Below are 16,532 nucleotides of genomic sequence, written 5' to 3' on the forward strand. Positions count from 1 at the left end.
GTCAATCATCCTCCGGGCCGCGCATGTTGCCGATCTCCGGAAGCTTGTCGTGCATCTGGAACGCGCATCCGGCCGGCAGCAGGTGCAGGGACACGTCGAACATCGCCATCGGCTCGTCGTCCGAGGCGGCGTAGGCGATGGTGGACTGCCCCGCGTCCACGACCGTGACCACACCCGTCCCGACGACCTCGAAACGGCCGTCTCCCACCACGATCGCCGTGTCCTCGTCTATCCCGACGCCCAGCAGCCGGGTGTCCAGCGCTATCCCGCTCATCAGCCTCGGCAGCCGCCCGCGCTCGTTGAAATGCATATCGATCAGCACGTTGTCGAGGAGCGCGAGGCCGGGCCCGACCTTCACGCTGGACGCGGCGACCTCGTGGCCGTGGCCGCCGAGGATCATCCAGTGGCCCATGGCGGTCGCGCCTGCGCTCGTCCCGGCGATGACCAGGCCCTCCTGGTCGAGCCGCCGCTTGAGCAGATCGTTGGTCTTCGAGCCGACCAGGGTCCGGATCCGGGACTGGTCGCCGCCGCTGAACAGCACCCCGCTCGCCGACTCCAGCGCCCGCAGCGTCGCCGCGCTGTCGGCCGCGGCACGGCCCAGCAGCCGCAGCTCCCGGACCGCGGACACGCCGAGGCGGCCGAACACGGCGGTGTACTCCTCGGCGACCTCCTCCGGTACCTCGGTCGCCGTCGTCACCACCACGACCCGCGCGTCCTCGCCGCCCGAGAGCTCGACGAAGGCCTCCAGCGCACCGGCCCCGCAGGTGCGGTTCTCCGCCCCGCCGATGATCAGCAGCCGGCCCTTGCGTCCGGCATCGTCATATTTCTCTTTCACACCTGCCAACTACCCCTGATCACATGTGGTAGTCGCGTAGAGGCGGAGAGTCATGCGCGCTGTTGCCGGCGCCGGGCCGCTCAAGGCGTTCCCCGGACGCGGAGGTGTCGCCGCGCCCGTGCGCGCCCGCGGCGGCGAATGGCGGCGGGGAATCTCCAGGTCCGGCCGAACGCTTAATCTTGAACGGGGGATGACCGTTTCGTGGCTTTCCCCACCATGAGAAGCTGACTTGTATTGGACGCATCGTCGAACGAGGGACGGGCCGTGAGTGACATTCCCCGCCGCGCGGTGTCGCGGACCGCCAAGCTGGCGACCCTGCCGCTCGGCTTCGCCGGGCGCACCGCGCTCGGGTTCGGCAAGCGGACGATCGGCCGCCCCGCCGAGACCGTCGCGCTCGAGGTCCAGCGCCGCACCGCCGAGCAGCTGTTCACGGTGCTCGGCGAGCTCAAGGGCGGCGCGATGAAGGTCGGACAGCTGCTGTCGATCTTCGAGGCCGGGCTGCCCGAGGAGGTCGCCGGGCCGTTCCGCGCCAGCCTGACCCGGCTCCAGGAGGCCGCGCCCCCGATGCCCGCGGCCACCACCCACCGCGTCCTGGCCGAGGGCCTGGGCGACGACTGGCGGGACAGGTTCGCCGAGTTCGACGACCAGCCCGCCGCCGCGGCCTCCATCGGCCAGGTCCACAAGGCCGTCTGGCACGACGGGCGGACCGTCGCGGTCAAGGTCCAGTACCCCGGCGCCGCCCAGGCGCTGATGAGCGACTTCAACCAGATCTCCCGCGTCAGCAGGCTCTTCACCCCGCTGTTCCCCGGCGTCGAGGTCAAGCCGGTCATCGCCGACCTCAAGCGGCGGCTGGAGAAGGAACTCGACTACGTCGACGAGGCCCGCGCCCAGACCGCCTTCCACGACGCCTACGACGGCGACCCCGACTTCGTCGTCCCGGCCGTCGTCGCCCAGTCCGGGCACGTCCTGGTCACCGAGTGGCTGGACGGCACCCCGCTCGCCGAGGTCATCGCCGAGGGCGACCAGGAGCAGCGCGACCGCGCGGGCCTGCTGCTGTTCCGTTTCCTGCTCTCCGGCCCGGCCCGCTGCGAGATGATCCACATCGACCCGCATCCCGGCAACTTCCGGCTGCTGGACGACGGGCGCCTCGGCGTCATGGACTTCGGCGGCGCCGCCCGCGTCCCGTCCGAGCTGCAGTGGTCGATCGGCCGGCTGACCCGCATCGGGACGCTCGGCGACCCCGACGAGATCGTCGACGCCCTCTACGAGGAGGGCTTCCTGGTACCGGACGCCGAGGTGGACCCCGAGGAGGTCGCCGACTTCATCGGCCCGCACGCCGCCCCGTTCGCCGTGGAGCGCTTCCGGTACTCGCGCGAATGGATGCGCGAGCAGACCGCGCACGGCCTCGGCGTCGCCTCCGACATGCGCCCCGGCGCGCTCGCCCGCCAGTTCCGGCTGCCGCCCCAGTACCTGGCGGTCAGCCGCGCCCTGACCGGCGGCGGCGGTGTCCTGTGCCAGCTGGAGGCCGAAGGGGCCTTCCGCGCCGAGGTCGAGCGCTGGCTCCCCGGTTTCACCGACGACGGCCCCGACGCCGACGGAACCGAGGAGCCGGAAGAGGTCACCGCCTGAACGGGCCTGGCCCGGGCGGCCCTGTCGTGACGGGCCGACCCGTCACGACAGGGCCTGTGCCTCCTCTTCCTCGACCTGGCGGTTCCAGTCCGGCTTGGACGACTGCCAGCCGTCCTCGTCCCGGCCGCGCCGCCAGTAGCCGGAGATCGACAGCCGCTCCATCGGCAGCCCGCGCTCGATCCGCAGGTGCCGCCGCAGCGCCTTGACGAAGTTCGCCTCGCCGTGCACGAACGCGTGCACCTCGCCGGCGGGGAACTCCAGCTTCTGGACGGCCTCGACCAGCAGGTCCCCGACCGGCCCGCCGCCCCGGTGCAGCCACACGATCTCCGCGTCACCCGGCGTCGGCAGCTCCTGCTCCTCCTCGGGCCCGGCCACCTCGACGAACACCCGGGCGGGGGCGCCCTCCGGGATCCGCTCCAGCGAGGCGGCGATCGCCGGCAGCGCGCTCTCGTCCCCGGCCAGGAGGTGCCAGCCCGCGCCGGCGCGGGGAGCGTACGCGCCGCCGGGCCCAGTGAACAGGATCTCGTCGCCCGGCCGGGCGCTCGCCGCCCACGGGCCCGCGAGACCCTTGTCGCCGTGGTGGACGAAGTCGACGGTCAGCTCCACGGCCTCGGCGTCCCACGCGCGGACGGTGTAGGTCCGCGTCACCGGCCACTGGTCGCGCGGCAGCTCCGCGCGGACCCGCTCCATGTCGAACGGCTCGGGATACTCCACGCCCGGCCGCCGGAAGAGCAGCTTCACGTAGTGGTCGGTGAACTCGCCCGCGGCGAACCCGGCGAGCCCCTCACCGCCCATGACCACGCGGATCATGTGCGGGGTGAGGCGTTCGGTGCGCAGCACCCGCCCGCGGTTGAGTGCGCGCCCCTTGCGTGCCGGTTCCGTCGCCATGCAGCCTCCCGATGATCCGGATCACATCACTTAGGTAACCCTAACCAACGGAGGCGGCCGGCTGTTCCCCCGGCTCAGCGGGGAAGACGGACCGGCGGGCGGTCAGTGCGCCGTCACCGGACGGGCCGAACGGGTCCGGGCGACCTCGGCGGCGACCGCCTCGAACGCCGCGTCCGTCTCATCCTCGCCCAGGACGGTGAAGAGCGCCGACTTGACGATGACGACGTCGTACCTGGGCGAGACCCAGATCAGCTGCCCGCCGAGGCCGTTGGCGGAGAAGCCGCCGTCCTCGCCGAGCCACCACTGCAGGCCGTAACCCTGGTTGAAGGGCGCGGACGGCCGGGTGGACTGCGCCACCCAGGAGGCCGGGACGACCTGCCGCCCGTTGGCCTTGCCCCCGTTCAGGTACAGCAGGCCGAACCGCGCGAAGTCGCGGTCGGTGGCGTAGTAGCAGCAGTACCCCATGCTGTTGCCGCTGGAGTCGTTGCCCAGGAACGCCTTGGCCGCCATCCCGGCCGGTTCCCAGATCTTCTCCTGGACGTAGCTGTGGTACGGAACCCCCGTCGCCCTGGCGACGACCCAGCCGAGGACGAACGAGTTCATGCTGGTGTACTCGAACCTCGTCCCCGGCTCCCAGCCGCGCTTCTGCTGCTTGGCCATCTCGGTGAGCGGATGCCCGAGGCTCGCGGCGACGTGGACGGGCGGGATGTCGGTCGTCTCGTTCCATTCGATCCCCGACGACATCCGCAGCAGGTCCAGCAGCGAGACGCCGTCGAACCCGGACCCGTCCAGTTCGGGGAGGTAGCGGGTGACCGGGTCGTCGATCGAGTCGATGTGCCCTTCGCCGAGCGCGATGCCGACCGCCGCCGATGTGAACGACTTCGCCACCGACCACGACTGGAAGAGGCTGTTGCGGTCGGCGGCGAAGTAGCGCTCGAAGACGATGTCGTGGCCGTCCAGGACGACGAAGCCCTGGGTGCCCGTACGGGCGAGGTAGTCGTCGAGAGTGTGCGTCCGGCCGTCGTGGGTGTAGGTCACCGGCAGCGGCCGGTACGCCTCGCGCAACTCGACCGGATCGGACGAGGGGAGCAGCGGGTCGAAGCCCGCCCGGTGCTCGGCGACGGCGGCGGGCGGCGGCGCGGGCGGCGGCGGAGTGGCGGGAGCGGCGTGTGCGGGAGCGGCGGCGAGTGCGGCCGCCAGTGCGGTGGTGGTGAGCGCGATCGTCCAGGGCCTGCGGCGCATGCGGCCTCCGTGGGGGCGGGTGTCGACCGGGGTTCCGCCCCGATGGTGATCGCGCGGCGACGGTGCGTCCATGTGGTCATGCAACGAAAACCGGACCCGGATATGAGCATGAGCAAACGGTTGTGGACCTGGCCCGGGTGACCCTCCGAACAGGCCCTTCTGCGATACGTTCATGGCACCCGCGCCAGTAAGCCGCCCCGTGCCGCCGGAGGACCGATGTCCGTGCTCAGCCAGTTGCTCACCGCCGTCTCCGACGGCTCGGTCGAGATCGTCGACCTGACCGCCCCGCTGTCGGAGCGGACCCCGATCCTCCAGCTGCCGGAGCCGTTCGCCAACACCGTCCCGTTCCGGCTGGAGGAGATCAGCCGGTACGACGACCGCGGGCCCGCCTGGTACTGGAACGACATCGTCACCGGCGAGCACGTCGGCACCCACTTCGACGCGCCCGTGCACTGGGCCTCCGGCCGCGACGGCGAGGACGTCTCGCAGGTCCCGCCGGGCAGGCTGGTCGCCCCGGCCGCCGTGCTGGACGCCTCCGCGCACGCCGCCGCCGACCCCGACTTCCTGCTGGAGATCGACCACGTCCGGGACTGGGAGAAGGCGCACGGGCCGCTCCCGGAGGGCGGCTGGTTCCTCTACCGGACCGGCTGGGACGCCCGGGTCGGCGACCAGGACGCCTTCCTCAACGCCGACGAGAGCGGCTCGCACACCCCCGGGATCTCCGCCGAGTGCGCCCGGTGGCTCGCCGAGGAGACGCCCCTGCTCGGGCTCGGCGTGGAGACCGTCGGCACCGACGCGGGCGGCGCCCACGCGTTCGACCCGCCGTTCCCGTGCCACTCCTACTTCTGCGGCGCCGGCAAGTACGGGCTCACCCAGCTGCAGAACCTGGGACGGCTCCCCGCCCGCGGCGCCGTGCTGCTCGCCTCGCCGCTGCCGATCGTCGGCGGCTCGGGCAGCCCCGCCCGCGTGCTCGCGCTGATCGAACGATGAGGGTCGCGGAGGCCGTGGGCGAGGCCCTCGCGCGGCTCGGCGCCGACACGGTCTTCGGCGTCGTCGGCAGCGGCAACTTCCACGTCACCAACGCGCTCGTGGCGAACGGCGCCCGGTTCGTCGCCGCCCGGCACGAGGCCGGGGCCACCACCATGGCCGACGCGTACGCGCGGGTGAGCGGCGGCCTCGGCGTGGTGTCGCTGCACCAGGGGCCCGGCCTCACCAACGCGGTCACCGGCATCGCCGAGGCCGCCAAGAGCCGCACGCCGCTGCTGGTGGTCACCGGCGAGGTGGCCGCCGCCGCGGTCCGCTCCAACTTCCGCGTCGACCAGGCGGCGATCGCCGCGGCGGTGGGCGCCGTCCCCGAGCGGGTCCACTCCCCGCGGACCGCGATCGCCGACGTGACCCGCGCCTGCCGCACGGCGGTCACCGAGCGCCGGACCGTGCTGCTCGGCCTTCCCCTCGACATCCAGGACGCCGAGCATCCGGACGGCGCCGGGGAACGCCCCGCCGCCGGCCGGCGCCCGCGGAACCCGCCGCTGCCGGTGCCGCCGCCGGCCGCGATCGCCCGCCTGGCCGACGCGCTGCGGGACGCCGAGCGGCCGGTGTTCATCGCCGGGCGGGGAGCGCGGCTGTCCGGCGCCCGCGAGCCCCTCGCCGAGCTGGCCGGACGGTGCGGCGCGCTGCCCGCGACCTCCGCCGTCGCGCGCGGGCTGTTCACCGGCGACCCTTTCGGCCTGGACGTCAGCGGCGGCTTCGCCACCCCGGCCGCCGCCGAGCTGATCCGCGGCGCCGACCTGATCGTCGGCTGGGGCTGCTCGCTGAACATGTGGACGACCCGGCACGGCGCCCTCGTCGCCGCGGACGCGAAGGTCGTGCAGGTCGACCTGGACGCCCGCGCGCTCGGCGCGCACCGCCCCGTCGACCTCGGCCTCATCGGCGACGCCGCCGAGACCGCGCGGGCCGTCACGGCCGAACTGGACGCGCGCGGACACTCCGCCGCCGGCTACCGCACCCCGGACGTGGCCGAGCGGCTCGCCAGAGAAGGACGCTGGCAGGACGTCCCCTACCAGGAGCATCCCGGCGGTGATGCCGGCGGCGGGCCCCGCATCGACCCGCGGACGCTGTCGATCGCCCTGGACGCCATGCTGCCCCGAGAGCGCACCGTCGCCGTCGACTCGGGCAACTTCATGGGCTACCCCGCGATGTTCCTGGACGTTCCCGACGCCGACGCGCTCGTGTTCACCCAGGCGTTCCAGGCGGTGGGCCTCGGCCTGGCCACGGCGATCGGCGCCGCCGTGGCCCGCCCCGACCGGCTCACGGTCGCCGCGCTCGGCGACGGCGGCGCGCTGATGTCGGCCGTGGAGCTGGAGACGGCGGTCAGGCTCGGGCTGGGGCTGCTCGTGGTCGTCTACGACGACGAGGCCTACGGCGCGGAGGTGCACCACTTCCGCCCCGGCGGGCATCCCCTCGACACGGTCACGTTCCCGCCGGCCGATCTGGCCGCGATCGGCCGCGGGTTCGGCTGCGCGGCGGCGACCGTCCGGCGGCGCGAGGACCTGGCCGCGGTGGCCGACTGGCTGGCGGGCCCGCGCGACCGCCCGATGCTCGTGGACGCCAAGGTCACGCGCACCCACCCCTCCTGGTGGCTGGAGGAGGCCTTCCGCGGCCACTGACCGGGCTGCCGGCCGGTCGCCGAGCGGAGCTCGTCGATTGAAAGGTGGTGGGTGGGGGCTGGCGGACGACGAGCGGGGCTCGTCGGTTGAAAGGTGGCAGGTGGGGGGCTGGAGGACGGTGTAGAGAAGCGGCCCCTGGGAACGATCACGGTCACGATCATTTCCGCGGGGGTGGTGATGGACCGGACTGGGTGCCGACATTGTCGGCGCGCGGCGGTTGACCCGCTTGATCGGACGAAATTACGTTCGCGGCGGTTGTGCCTTACGTCACACACCCCTGAGGAGGAGAGATGACGCGAGGACCGAAGGTCCCCGAGCTCGCACGGGAGATGGCCGCGGAGTTCGCCGGCACGATGATCCTGATCCTGTTCGGGTGCGGCGTCGTCGCGCAGGTCATCGCCGCCGGGGGGCTCGGCGACCCGCAGAGCCTCGGCGACCACGACAGCATCGCCTGGGCGTGGGGCATCGGGGTCACGCTGGGCGTGTACACCTCGGCCCGCATCAGCGGCGGCCACATCAACCCGGCCGTCACGCTCGCCTTCGCGTTCTTCAAGGGCTTCCCGTGGCGCAAGGTCCTCCCGTACGCCATCGCGCAGACGGCCGGGGCCTTCGTCGGCGCCCTGATCGTCCGGTGGAACTACAGCGAGGTCCTGCAGAAGTTCGACCCCGGCCTGACGGAGAAGTCGCACATCGTCTTCTCCACCATGCCCGGCAACGGGACGCTGCCGATCGGGACCTGGCCGGCGTTCCGCGACCAGGTGATCGGCACCGCCATCCTGCTCTTCCTCGTGATGGCGCTCATCGACCTGCGCAACGCGCCGCCGCTGTCGAACCTGGCCCCGTTCATCATCGGCCTCATCGTGGTGGGCATCGGGATGTCCTACGGAGCCCTCGCCGGCTACGCGATCAACCCGGCCCGCGACCTCGGCCCGAGACTCGTCCAATGGCTCACGGGTTACGGGGACGCCTGGAGTGATCAGTTCGGGAACCTGTATTTCTGGGTCCCGATAGCGGGACCGCTCCTCGGCGGCGTCATCGGCGCCGGGCTCTACGTCCTGCTCGTCGGGCTGCACACCCCCGATGAGGACGGGGCGGCCGAGGTCATCGAGCTCGAGCCGGAGAAGGGTTAGTTCCGGACGGGTCCCGCCCCGCCGCAGAAAGGAAGAGTCCATGGCCGACTTCGTCGGAGCGCTCGATCAGGGCACCACGAGCACCCGTTTCATGATCTTCGATCACGGCGGCAACGAGATCGCCCGCCACCAGCTCGAACACGACCAGATCCTGCCGCAGGCCGGGTGGGTCGAGCACAACCCGACCGAGATCTGGGAACGCACCCGCGCGGTCATCCAGTCCGCGATGAACCGGGCGAACCTGAACCACGGCGACCTGGCCGCGTTCGGCATCACCAACCAGCGCGAGACGACCGTGGTGTGGAACCGGCGGACCGGCCGCCCGTACTACAACGCGATCGTCTGGCAGGACACCCGCACCGACCGCATCGCCTCGGCGCTGGAACGGGACGGGCGGGGCGAGACGATCCGGCACCGTGCCGGCCTGCCTCCCGCCACGTACTTCTCCGGCGGCAAGGTCCAGTGGATCCTGGAGAACGTCGACGGCGTCCGGGAGGCCGCCGAGAACGGCGACGCGATCTTCGGCAACATCGACACGTGGGTGCTGTGGAACCTGACGGGCGGGAGGGACGGCGGCGTGCACGTCACCGACCCGACCAACGCCAGCCGCACCATGCTGATGGACCTGGAGACCCTCGACTGGGACGACCAGCTCCTGTCCTTCTTCGGCATCCCGCGCCGGATGCTCCCGGAGATCAAGCCTTCTTCCGCGCCCGACCCGTACGGGACGACCCGCGCGGACGGCCCGCTGGGCGGCGAGGTCCCCATCACGGGCATCCTGGGCGACCAGCAGGCGGCGACGGTCGGGCAGGTGTGCTTCGCGCCCGGCGAGGCCAAGAACACCTACGGCACCGGCAACTTCCTCCTGCTCAACACCGGTGAGGAACTCGTCAGGTCGAAGGCCGGGATGCTCACCACCGTCTGCTACAGGTTCGGCGACGACCGGCCGGTATACGCGCTGGAGGGGTCGATCGCGGTGACGGGGTCGGCGGTGCAGTGGCTGCGCGACCAGCTCGGCATCATCTCCGGCGCGGCGCAGAGCGAGTCGCTGGCGCGGCAGGTCGACGACAACGGCGGCGTCTACTTCGTGCCCGCGTTCTCCGGGCTGTTCGCGCCCTACTGGCGCTCGGACGCCCGGGGCGCGATCGTCGGGCTGTCGCGCTTCAACACCAACGCCCACCTGGCCCGCGCCACCCTGGAATCGATCTGCTACCAGTCCCGCGACGTGGTCGAGGCCATGCGCGAGGACTCCGGCGTCACCCTGGACGTCCTCAAGGTCGACGGCGGCGTCACCGAGAACGAGCTGTGCATGCAGCTGCAGGCCGACGTCCTGGGCGTCCCGGTCTCCCGGCCCGTCGTCGCCGAGACCACCGCGCTGGGCGCCGCCTACGCCGCCGGCCTGGCCGTCGGCTTCTGGACCACCACCGACGAACTCCGCCAGAACTGGAACGAGGACCGCCGCTGGGAACCCACGTGGAGCGAGGAGCAACGCGAGACCGGCTACGCCGGCTGGAAGAAGGCCGTCGAACGCACCTACGGCTGGGTGGACGTGGACTGAGAGGAATCCCATGATCGGACGCTGCCTCGCCGCAGCCGCCCTCGCCGCCGTGGTGGGCGCCGGCACGCTGACCGCCGCCGGCGCCGCGCAGGCCGCGCCCGTCCAGCCGGCCGCCCCCCACCTGCGGGACGCCGCCCCGCACAAGCCGGGAGGGGAGGTCGACTTCACCGGGATCGTCGCGCTGAGCAACTGCTCGGGCTCCATCGTGCGCGCGCCGCGCTCCCGGGACACCGACGCGGCGCTGGTCCTGACGAACGGCCACTGCCTGGAGACGGGCATGCCCGGGGCGGGCGAGGTCATCGTGGACCAGGAGTCGTCCCGGACGTTCACGCTCCTGGACCGGACCGGGGAGAAGGAACTCGGCTCCCTGCGGGCCACCAGGGTCGAGTACGCCACGATGACCGACACCGACGTGGCGGTCTACCGGCTCGGAACCACCTACGCCGCCATCGAGAAGCGGTACGGCATCCCCGCGCTGCGCCTGTCGATGGCCCGCCCGCACGACGGCACCGGGATCCGGGTCGTGTCGGGCTACTGGAAGACCATCTACGGCTGCAAGATCGACGACACCGTCCACCGGCTGCGCGAGGCGGACTGGACGTGGAAGGACTCGATCCGCTACACGCCCGAGTGCCAGACCATCGGCGGCACGTCGGGCTCGCCGATCGTCGACGTGCGGACGCGCCGCGTCGTCGGGGTCAACAACACCGGCAACGAGGACGGTGAGCGCTGCACGCTCAACAACCCGTGCGAGGTCGGACGCGACGGCGACGTCACCGTCCGCCAGGGCGTCAACTACGGCCAGCAGACCTACCTGCTCGCCCGCTGCCTCGGCAAGGGGAACGACGTGGTGCTGGGCGGGGGGTGTGCGCTTCCCAAGCCCTGACCCGTCCGCCGCCTCCGGTCACCGGCTCCGCCGCCGCCCTGGCACCGCCGGGTCACCGCCCTGTCACCGCTCCGCCAGCAGCCCGGCGCGGAGCCGGTCCAGGGTGGCGCGGAGCAGCCGCGAGACGTGCATCTGGGACAGGCCGATCTGCTCGGCGATCTGGGTCTGGGTCTTGTTGCCGAAGAACCGCAGCAGCAGGATCGTGCGCTCCCGCTCGGGGAGGTCGTCGATGAGCGGCGCGAGGGCGTGGCCGTTGATGAAGGCGTCCAGGGCGGGGTCGTTGGATCCGAGGTACTCGCCGACGGTGCCGTTGTCGCCGCTCTGCGAGCCGTCGGCGGGGGCCTCCAGGGACAGCGGGCGGTAGGCGTCGCAGGCGACGATGACCTCGATGGTCTCTTCCTCCGTGATGTCCATGAGCCGTGAGATCTCGGCCGTGGTGGGGGAGCGGCCGTGCTCGCGGGTGAACTCCTGGAGGGTGCGCTGGAGCACCGGGCGCAGCTCCTGGATGCGGCGCGACACGCGGATGCCCCAGGTCTTGTCGCGGAAGTGGCGCTTCACCTCTCCGGTCACCACGGGGTAGGCGTAGGTGACGAACCGGTCGCCGATCCCCGGGTCGAACCTGTTGATGGCCTTGACCAGCCCGAGGTAGGCCACCTGCTGGAGATCGTCGATGGGTTCGCCTCGGTTGGCGTACCGGCGCGCCACACCGCGGACCAGGGCGGCGTGCATATCGACGATGCGCGCCCGCAGCCGTTCCCGCCGGGGATCGTCCTCCCCGAGCCCGTTCATCTCCGCCAGCAGCATCTCGGTCTGTCCGTCGTTGAACCGGGTGGTGGGCTGCGCCGTGGTGGACTGCGCCGTGGTGGGCTGCGCCGTGGTGGGCTGCGCCGTGGTGGGCTGCGCCGAGGCCATGCGGGTCATCTCCTTTCCGGGAGGGGCCGGCCCAGGCCGGCGAGGCAGGGGCGATCACTCGGTGCCCGTCCACTACCCGGCTAATTGCCGATCACACGGAAAGCCCCCTGTGCACGGGGGAATCGGGCGACCGTGACTGCGCGTGCCCGGCCGCCGGCGGTCCGGGCCCGGGATAAAGGACGTCCCCCCGGGTACCGCCCCCGTGACGCCTGAGGGGGAGCCGTGAGCACGATCACCGAGTCGGTCAACGTCACCGTCCCGATCCGCACCGCCTACGACCAGTGGACGCAGTTCGAGACGTTCCCGCAGTTCATGGACGGTGTCGAGGAGATCCGCCAGCTCGACGACACCACCCTGCGCTGGAGGACGCGGATGGCCGGGGTCGTCCGCGAGTTCGACGCCAGGATCACCGAGCAGCTGCCCGACGAGCGCGTCGCCTGGAAGTCCCTGGAGGGGCCGACGCACGCGGGGGTGGTGACCTTCCACCGGCTGGACGAGACCACCACGCGCGTCACCGCCCAGATGGAGATCGACCCGGAGGGCCTCGCCGAGAAGGCCGGCGACAGGCTCGGCGCCCTCGGCCACCGCGTCAAGGGCGACCTTCAGCGCTTCAAGGCCTTCATCGAGGCCCGCGGCGTCCAGACCGGCGGCTGGCGCGGCAAGGTCGACCGCCCCGACCCCTGACCGGACGCCCGGCGCGCGAGGCCCGGCACCGGTTGACGGGCGCGTGAGCGGGTAGAGGCGCCATGCACGCTGGTGCGGCCCAGGCTCGCAGCTCCGAGCACCTGGCTCCGAGCTCGCGAGTGGGCCGCTCCCTGACTCTGCCCAGACGGTCGTTTCGGTAAACCGGTAGGTGTCTCAAGTGTCACGCCGCGGGCAGATGCGCGTGCTGGTCACGGGGTGGCCTAGCTTCCTGCACGGTGAGGCCACGGCGGGCGACGTCCTGGCGATGGAGGCGGTGCGGCACGGGCTGGCCGAGGCCGGCGTCGGCTGCGACCTCGCGTGGAGCCCGGTCTTCCGGCCGGGCGGGCTGGACCTCGGCCGCGCCGACCCCGGCCGCTACACCCACCTGGTGTTCGCCTGCGGCCCGCTGCACGGCCGGCAGATCGAGGACCTGCACCGCCGGTACGCGCGCTGCACCCGTGTCGCCGTCGGCGTCTCGGTCATCGATCCGGACGACCCCGCGGTCACCGGGTTCGACGCCGTCCTCGCGCGCGACGCCCCGGCGGAGGCGCCCCGGCACGACCTGGCGGCGCTGCCGGCGACCCCGTCCGTGCCCGTCGCCGGGGTCGTCCTGGCGCCCGGCCAGGCCGAGTACGGGGCGCGGCGGGACGGACGGGCCGAGGAGGAGCTGACGGACTGGCTCGGCGCCCGCGAGTGCGCACGGGTGCCCCTCGACACGCGGCTCGACCCGCGCGACTGGCGCCTGTGCACGACGGCGGCCGAGCTGGAGTCGGCGCTGCGCAGGCTCGACCTGGTCGTCACGACGCGGCTGCACGGGCTGGTCCTGGCGCTGAAGAACGGCGTCCCGGCGCTCGCCGTGGACCCCGTGGGCGGCGGCGCGAAGGTGGCCGCGCAGGCACGGGCCTGGTCGTGGCCCGCCGTGGTGACCGTCCCGGAGCGGGCGCCGGGGCGGGACGGCCCGCTGCTCGACGAGCGGGAACTGGACCGGTGGTGGGAATGGTGCCTGTCGCCCGAGGGCGCGGGCCGCGCCCCCGCGCTGCCCGCCGACGGGGCCATGATCGGCGAGCTGATGGACGTCCTCGGAGCCCGCTGAGGGCGGCGCCGGGCGGGCCGGTCAGGCCGGATGGGCGATGAGGAGCTCCCGGGCGAACCACTCGATCGTGCCGCGCAGGCCGTCCTCGACGGAGATGCGCGGACGCCAGCCGAGCACCTCTTCGGCCAGTGCGGTGTCGGGGCGCCGGACGCGCGGGTCGTCCACCGGGCGGTCGACGAAGCGGACCCGGGACCGCGAGCCGGTCAGGCCGATGATCAGCTCGGCGAGGGCGGCCATGGACACCTCGTACGGGCTGCCGATGTTGACCGGCCCCGGATGGCCGGCCATGGCGAGGGCGATGACGCCCCGGACGGTGTCGTCCACGTGGCAGATCGAGCGGGTCTGGGAGCCGTCCCCGGTGACGGTGAGGTCCTCTCCGGTCAGCGCCTGCCGCAGGAACGTCGGGATGGCGCGGCCGTCGTCGGGGCGCATCCGCGGCCCGTAGGTGTTGAAGATCCGCACGATCGCCGTGTCGAGGCCGCGGGAGTGCCGGAACGCCGACGTCAGCGCCTCGCCGAACCGCTTGGCCTCGTCGTACACGCTGCGCGGCCCGACCGGGTTCACGTTGCCCCAGTACGACTCGGGCTGCGGATGCACCAGCGGGTCCCCGTACACCTCGGAGGTGGAGGCGAGCACGAACCGGGCGCCCTTGGTCTCGGCGAGCTCGAGCGCGTTGCGGGTGCCCTGGCTGCCGACTTCGAGGGTCTGGACGGGGTATCGCAGGTAGTCGGCGGGGGAGGCGGCCGAGGCCAGGTGGAAGACGTATCCGACCTCGCCGGGGACGTTCACCGGCTCGGTGAGGTCGCGTCTCAGGAACCTGAAGTCCCGCCGTTCGGTCAGGTGCGCGATGTTGCGGGACGTGCCGGTCAGCAGGTTGTCCAGGCAGACGACGGAGACGCCCTGGGCCAGCAGCGCCTCGCACAGGTGCGAGCCGAGGAACCCGGATCCTCCGGTGACGACGGCGCGTGGATGTCTCATCATGTCCCCCTTGCGGTTGCGGTGAGCGCTCTCCCGGCGGCTTCCACGGCCTGGTCGGCGGAGATCTCCAGCAGGCCCGGATGGGGCTCGCGGCCGTGCGGATCGCCCCGCAGGCCCGCCCACAGGACCAGGTGCTCGGCCCGGTCGGGCGGCCCCCACCGCGCGGGCGGCGTCGGGCCGAACAGCAGCACCGACGGTGTCCGGAACGCCGTCGCGAGGTGGGCGACGCCGGTGTCGCCGCACACCACCAGCCGGGCCCCCGCGACGAGCGCCGCCAGTTCCGGGAGGCGGGTGCGGCCCGACAGATCGGCCCCCTCGCCCAGCCCGGCGAGTCCGGCGACGCGGCGCGCGATGGACGCCTCCCCCTCGCCGCCGGTGACGACGACGCGCTCGCCGCCGTCCCGCAGCGCCGCCGCGACGGCCGCGAACCGCTCGGCGGGCCAGCGGCGCGCCGGGAACGCCGCGCCCGGATGGACGACGGCCGCGCCCGGCGCGGGAGAGGGGAGCGGGGGCGCGGGCAGGTCCAGGTCGCCGGGGTCGGCGCCGAACCCGTACGCCGACACCAGCCGGCACCACCGGGCCACCTCGTGCTCGCCCGGGTCCCAGCGTGGCCCGGTGGCGTGGCCCCCCTCGGGGCAGGCGAACGCCAGCAGCCGGCCGGGCGCCCGCGCGCCGAGGAGCCGGTGGCTCTCCGGGCCGCGGCCGTGCAGGTTGACCGCCGCGTCGACCGCACCGGCGGGTGGCAGCGGCCCCAGTCCCTCCGCCGGCAGGACGTCATCGACCGCCCCCGTGGAACGGGCGAGGAGGCCCAACGCGGCCGGGGCGGCGAGGGTGATCCGGGCTCCGGGCATCCCGCGCCGCAGGGCACGCAGCGCGGGGACGCCGGTCAGCAGGTCGCCGAGGCCGAGCGCGCGCAGCACCAGGACCCGGTTTCCGGCCGTGGTCGCCGTTACGGCCACGACGTTTCCTGCGAGGGGCAGACCACCATCTCGCGCACCTCGCAGCCGGGAGGCTGGGAGAGCACGAACGCGATGGTGGCCGCCACGTCCTCGGGACGGTTGAGCTTGGCGTCCGCGCCCGGCTTGTACTGCTCGGGGCGGTCGTCGAAGAACGCGGTGTCCATCCCGCCGGGCGCGACCATGGTGACGGCGACGCGTCCGGCCATTTCGACGGCGAGGGCCCGGGTGAAGCCGACGATGCCGAACTTGGAGGCGCAGTAGGCGGTGGCGTCGCTCACCGCCCGGAACCCCAGCGTGGACGCGACGGTCACGACGCGTCCGGCCGGTTCGTTCTCCAGGTAGGGCAGCGCGGCGCGGACGACGGCGGCGGTGCCGAGCAGGTTGACGTGGATGACGCGTTCCCAGTCTTCGGCGGGGACGTCGCAGAGGGTTCCGCAGGCGTCGATGCCGGCGGCGGTGACGACGGCGTTCAGGCCGCCGGCGGAGCGGGCCAGGCCGTGGACGGCGCGCTCGGCGCATCTGCGGTCGGTCAGGTCGGCCTGCATGTGGTCGAAGTCGTCCTTGGGCGGGTGCCGGTCGAGGATGAGGGGGCGCCCGCCGTCGTCGGCGACCTTGCGCGCGACGGCGGCGCCGAGTCCGGAGGACCCCCCGGTGATGAGGACGTTCATGACGCGTTTCCCTTCGTGGTCGACAGCAGGCGGGTGGTGGAGCGCCCTTCCAGCAGGGGCAGCAGGACTACCTCGCCGCCGTGGGCGCGGATGGTCTCGGCTTCGGGCAGCGCGGTTCCGGCGTAGTCGGCGCCCTTCACCCAGACGTCGGGACGCAGGCGTTCCAGCAGCGGGGCCGGGGTGTCGTCGTCGAACACCAGCGCGGCGTCGACGTCGCTGAGCGCTTCCAGTACCCGGACGCGGTCGGCGGCCGGCGTGACCGGCCGGGCCGGGCCTTTGCGGCGGCGGACGGAGGCGTCGGAGTTGACGCAGACGATCAGGCAGTCGCCGAGCCGCCGGGCCTGTTGCAGCATGCTGACGTGGCCGGCGTGCAGCAGGTCGAAGCAGCCGCCGGTGGCCACGAC

16 protein-coding genes are annotated in these 16,532 nt (G+C 73.0%); 8 read left to right on the forward strand and 8 right to left on the reverse strand.

What is annotated here, in order from left to right; translation table 11 throughout:
• Nucleotide 1 precedes the first annotated feature (1 nt).
• Nucleotides 2–835: a cyanophycinase gene (locus E1285_RS20325; protein WP_165966680.1), complete on the reverse strand. Its 834-nt coding sequence runs from the start codon at nucleotides 833–835 to the stop codon at nucleotides 2–4.
• A 264-nt stretch (nucleotides 836–1,099) separates the two neighbouring features.
• Here E1285_RS20325 and E1285_RS20330 point away from each other — a divergent pair, with 264 nt between their 5' ends.
• On the forward strand, nucleotides 1,100–2,464 hold the full coding sequence (locus E1285_RS20330; protein WP_165966681.1) for an AarF/ABC1/UbiB kinase family protein: 1,365 nt from the start codon (nucleotides 1,100–1,102) through the stop codon (nucleotides 2,462–2,464).
• Between the two features lie 42 nt (nucleotides 2,465–2,506).
• On the opposite strand, the gene E1285_RS20335 is transcribed toward E1285_RS20330, so the two are convergent.
• On the reverse strand, nucleotides 2,507–3,352 hold the full coding sequence (locus E1285_RS20335) for a siderophore-interacting protein (RefSeq protein WP_132154361.1): 846 nt from the start codon (nucleotides 3,350–3,352) through the stop codon (nucleotides 2,507–2,509).
• Nucleotides 3,353–3,454: 102 nt separating this feature from the next.
• Nucleotides 3,455–4,594, reverse strand: a complete 1,140-nt coding sequence (locus E1285_RS20340; protein ID WP_132154363.1) for a serine hydrolase domain-containing protein — start codon at nucleotides 4,592–4,594, stop codon at nucleotides 3,455–3,457.
• Nucleotides 4,595–4,810: 216 nt separating this feature from the next.
• Between E1285_RS20340 and E1285_RS20345 the strand changes: the two genes are divergently transcribed.
• The 5 genes from E1285_RS20345 to E1285_RS20365 all read left to right on the forward strand — a co-directional run bounded on the left by E1285_RS20345 (nucleotide 4,811) and on the right by E1285_RS20365 (nucleotide 10,834).
• Nucleotides 4,811–5,584 (forward strand): cyclase family protein, encoded by a 774-nt coding sequence (locus tag E1285_RS20345; protein ID WP_132154365.1) that lies wholly within the window; start codon nucleotides 4,811–4,813, stop codon nucleotides 5,582–5,584.
• Nucleotides 5,581–7,260, forward strand: coding sequence for a thiamine pyrophosphate-binding protein (locus tag E1285_RS20350; protein WP_132154367.1), 1,680 nt, complete (start codon nucleotides 5,581–5,583; stop codon nucleotides 7,258–7,260). Before E1285_RS20345 ends, E1285_RS20350 begins: the two co-directional genes overlap by 4 nt.
• Before the next feature lie 290 nt (nucleotides 7,261–7,550).
• The gene (locus E1285_RS20355; protein WP_243722927.1) at nucleotides 7,551–8,390 is read left to right on the forward strand and encodes an MIP/aquaporin family protein; all 840 of its coding nucleotides are present in this window, start codon (nucleotides 7,551–7,553) and stop codon (nucleotides 8,388–8,390) included.
• 40 nt (nucleotides 8,391–8,430) lie between these two features.
• The gene (glpK, locus tag E1285_RS20360; protein WP_132154369.1) at nucleotides 8,431–9,948 is read left to right on the forward strand and encodes a glycerol kinase GlpK; all 1,518 of its coding nucleotides are present in this window, start codon (nucleotides 8,431–8,433) and stop codon (nucleotides 9,946–9,948) included.
• A gap of 10 nt (nucleotides 9,949–9,958) precedes the next feature.
• On the forward strand, nucleotides 9,959–10,834 hold the full coding sequence (locus tag E1285_RS20365) for a serine protease (protein WP_132154371.1): 876 nt from the start codon (nucleotides 9,959–9,961) through the stop codon (nucleotides 10,832–10,834).
• A 63-nt stretch (nucleotides 10,835–10,897) separates the two neighbouring features.
• Here E1285_RS20365 and E1285_RS20370 read toward each other — a convergent pair whose 3' ends face one another.
• Nucleotides 10,898–11,746 carry a SigB/SigF/SigG family RNA polymerase sigma factor gene (locus tag E1285_RS20370; protein WP_165966682.1) on the reverse strand — a complete coding sequence of 283 codons (849 nt, stop codon included), beginning with the start codon at nucleotides 11,744–11,746 and terminating at the stop codon, nucleotides 10,898–10,900.
• 222 nt (nucleotides 11,747–11,968) lie between these two features.
• Between E1285_RS20370 and E1285_RS20375 the strand changes: the two genes are divergently transcribed.
• Both E1285_RS20375 and E1285_RS20380 read left to right on the forward strand, forming a co-directional pair.
• A complete protein-coding gene (locus tag E1285_RS20375) occupies nucleotides 11,969–12,430 on the forward strand; it encodes an SRPBCC family protein (protein WP_132154375.1) in 462 nt (153 codons plus the stop codon).
• A gap of 178 nt (nucleotides 12,431–12,608) precedes the next feature.
• Complete coding sequence (locus tag E1285_RS20380; protein ID WP_243722928.1) at nucleotides 12,609–13,523, forward strand: polysaccharide pyruvyl transferase family protein; 915 nt, start codon at nucleotides 12,609–12,611, stop codon at nucleotides 13,521–13,523.
• A 21-nt stretch (nucleotides 13,524–13,544) separates the two neighbouring features.
• On the opposite strand, the gene E1285_RS20385 is transcribed toward E1285_RS20380, so the two are convergent.
• The 4 genes from E1285_RS20385 to E1285_RS20400 all read right to left on the reverse strand — a co-directional run.
• Complete coding sequence (locus E1285_RS20385; protein WP_207946692.1) at nucleotides 13,545–14,501, reverse strand: NAD-dependent epimerase/dehydratase family protein; 957 nt, start codon at nucleotides 14,499–14,501, stop codon at nucleotides 13,545–13,547.
• On the reverse strand, nucleotides 14,501–15,460 hold the full coding sequence (locus E1285_RS20390; protein WP_243722929.1) for a glycosyltransferase family 9 protein: 960 nt from the start codon (nucleotides 15,458–15,460) through the stop codon (nucleotides 14,501–14,503). Before E1285_RS20390 ends, E1285_RS20385 begins: the two co-directional genes overlap by 1 nt.
• Nucleotides 15,451–16,128 (reverse strand): SDR family oxidoreductase, encoded by a 678-nt coding sequence (locus tag E1285_RS20395; protein WP_132154379.1) that lies wholly within the window; start codon nucleotides 16,126–16,128, stop codon nucleotides 15,451–15,453. Before E1285_RS20395 ends, E1285_RS20390 begins: the two co-directional genes overlap by 10 nt.
• Nucleotides 16,125–16,532, reverse strand: a 408-nt coding sequence (locus tag E1285_RS20400) for an adenylyltransferase/cytidyltransferase family protein (protein WP_165966683.1), incomplete at its 5' end; no start/stop codon positions are given. The genes E1285_RS20395 and E1285_RS20400, both read right to left, overlap by 4 nt.

The sequence above is a fragment of the Actinomadura sp. 7K507 genome (assembly GCF_004348425.1).
Taxonomy (GTDB): Bacteria; Actinomycetota; Actinomycetes; order Streptosporangiales; family Streptosporangiaceae; genus Spirillospora.

Coding starts and splice junctions, on each gene's coding strand:
- E1285_RS20335 (WP_132154361.1), bottom strand. CDS start 3,352: ATGGCGACGGAACCGGCACGCAAGGGGCGCGCACTCAACCGCGGGCGG.
- E1285_RS20340 (WP_132154363.1), bottom strand. CDS start 4,594: ATGCGCCGCAGGCCCTGGACGATCGCGCTCACCACCACCGCACTGGCG.
- E1285_RS20345 (WP_132154365.1), top strand. CDS start 4,811: ATGTCCGTGCTCAGCCAGTTGCTCACCGCCGTCTCCGACGGCTCGGTC.
- E1285_RS20350 (WP_132154367.1), top strand. CDS start 5,581: ATGAGGGTCGCGGAGGCCGTGGGCGAGGCCCTCGCGCGGCTCGGCGCC.
- E1285_RS20355 (WP_243722927.1), top strand. CDS start 7,551: ATGACGCGAGGACCGAAGGTCCCCGAGCTCGCACGGGAGATGGCCGCG.
- glpK (WP_132154369.1), top strand. CDS start 8,431: ATGGCCGACTTCGTCGGAGCGCTCGATCAGGGCACCACGAGCACCCGT.
- E1285_RS20365 (WP_132154371.1), top strand. CDS start 9,959: ATGATCGGACGCTGCCTCGCCGCAGCCGCCCTCGCCGCCGTGGTGGGC.
- E1285_RS20370 (WP_165966682.1), bottom strand. CDS start 11,746: ATGGCCTCGGCGCAGCCCACCACGGCGCAGCCCACCACGGCGCAGCCC.
- E1285_RS20385 (WP_207946692.1), bottom strand. CDS start 14,501: ATGAGACATCCACGCGCCGTCGTCACCGGAGGATCCGGGTTCCTCGGC.
- E1285_RS20395 (WP_132154379.1), bottom strand. CDS start 16,128: ATGAACGTCCTCATCACCGGGGGGTCCTCCGGACTCGGCGCCGCCGTC.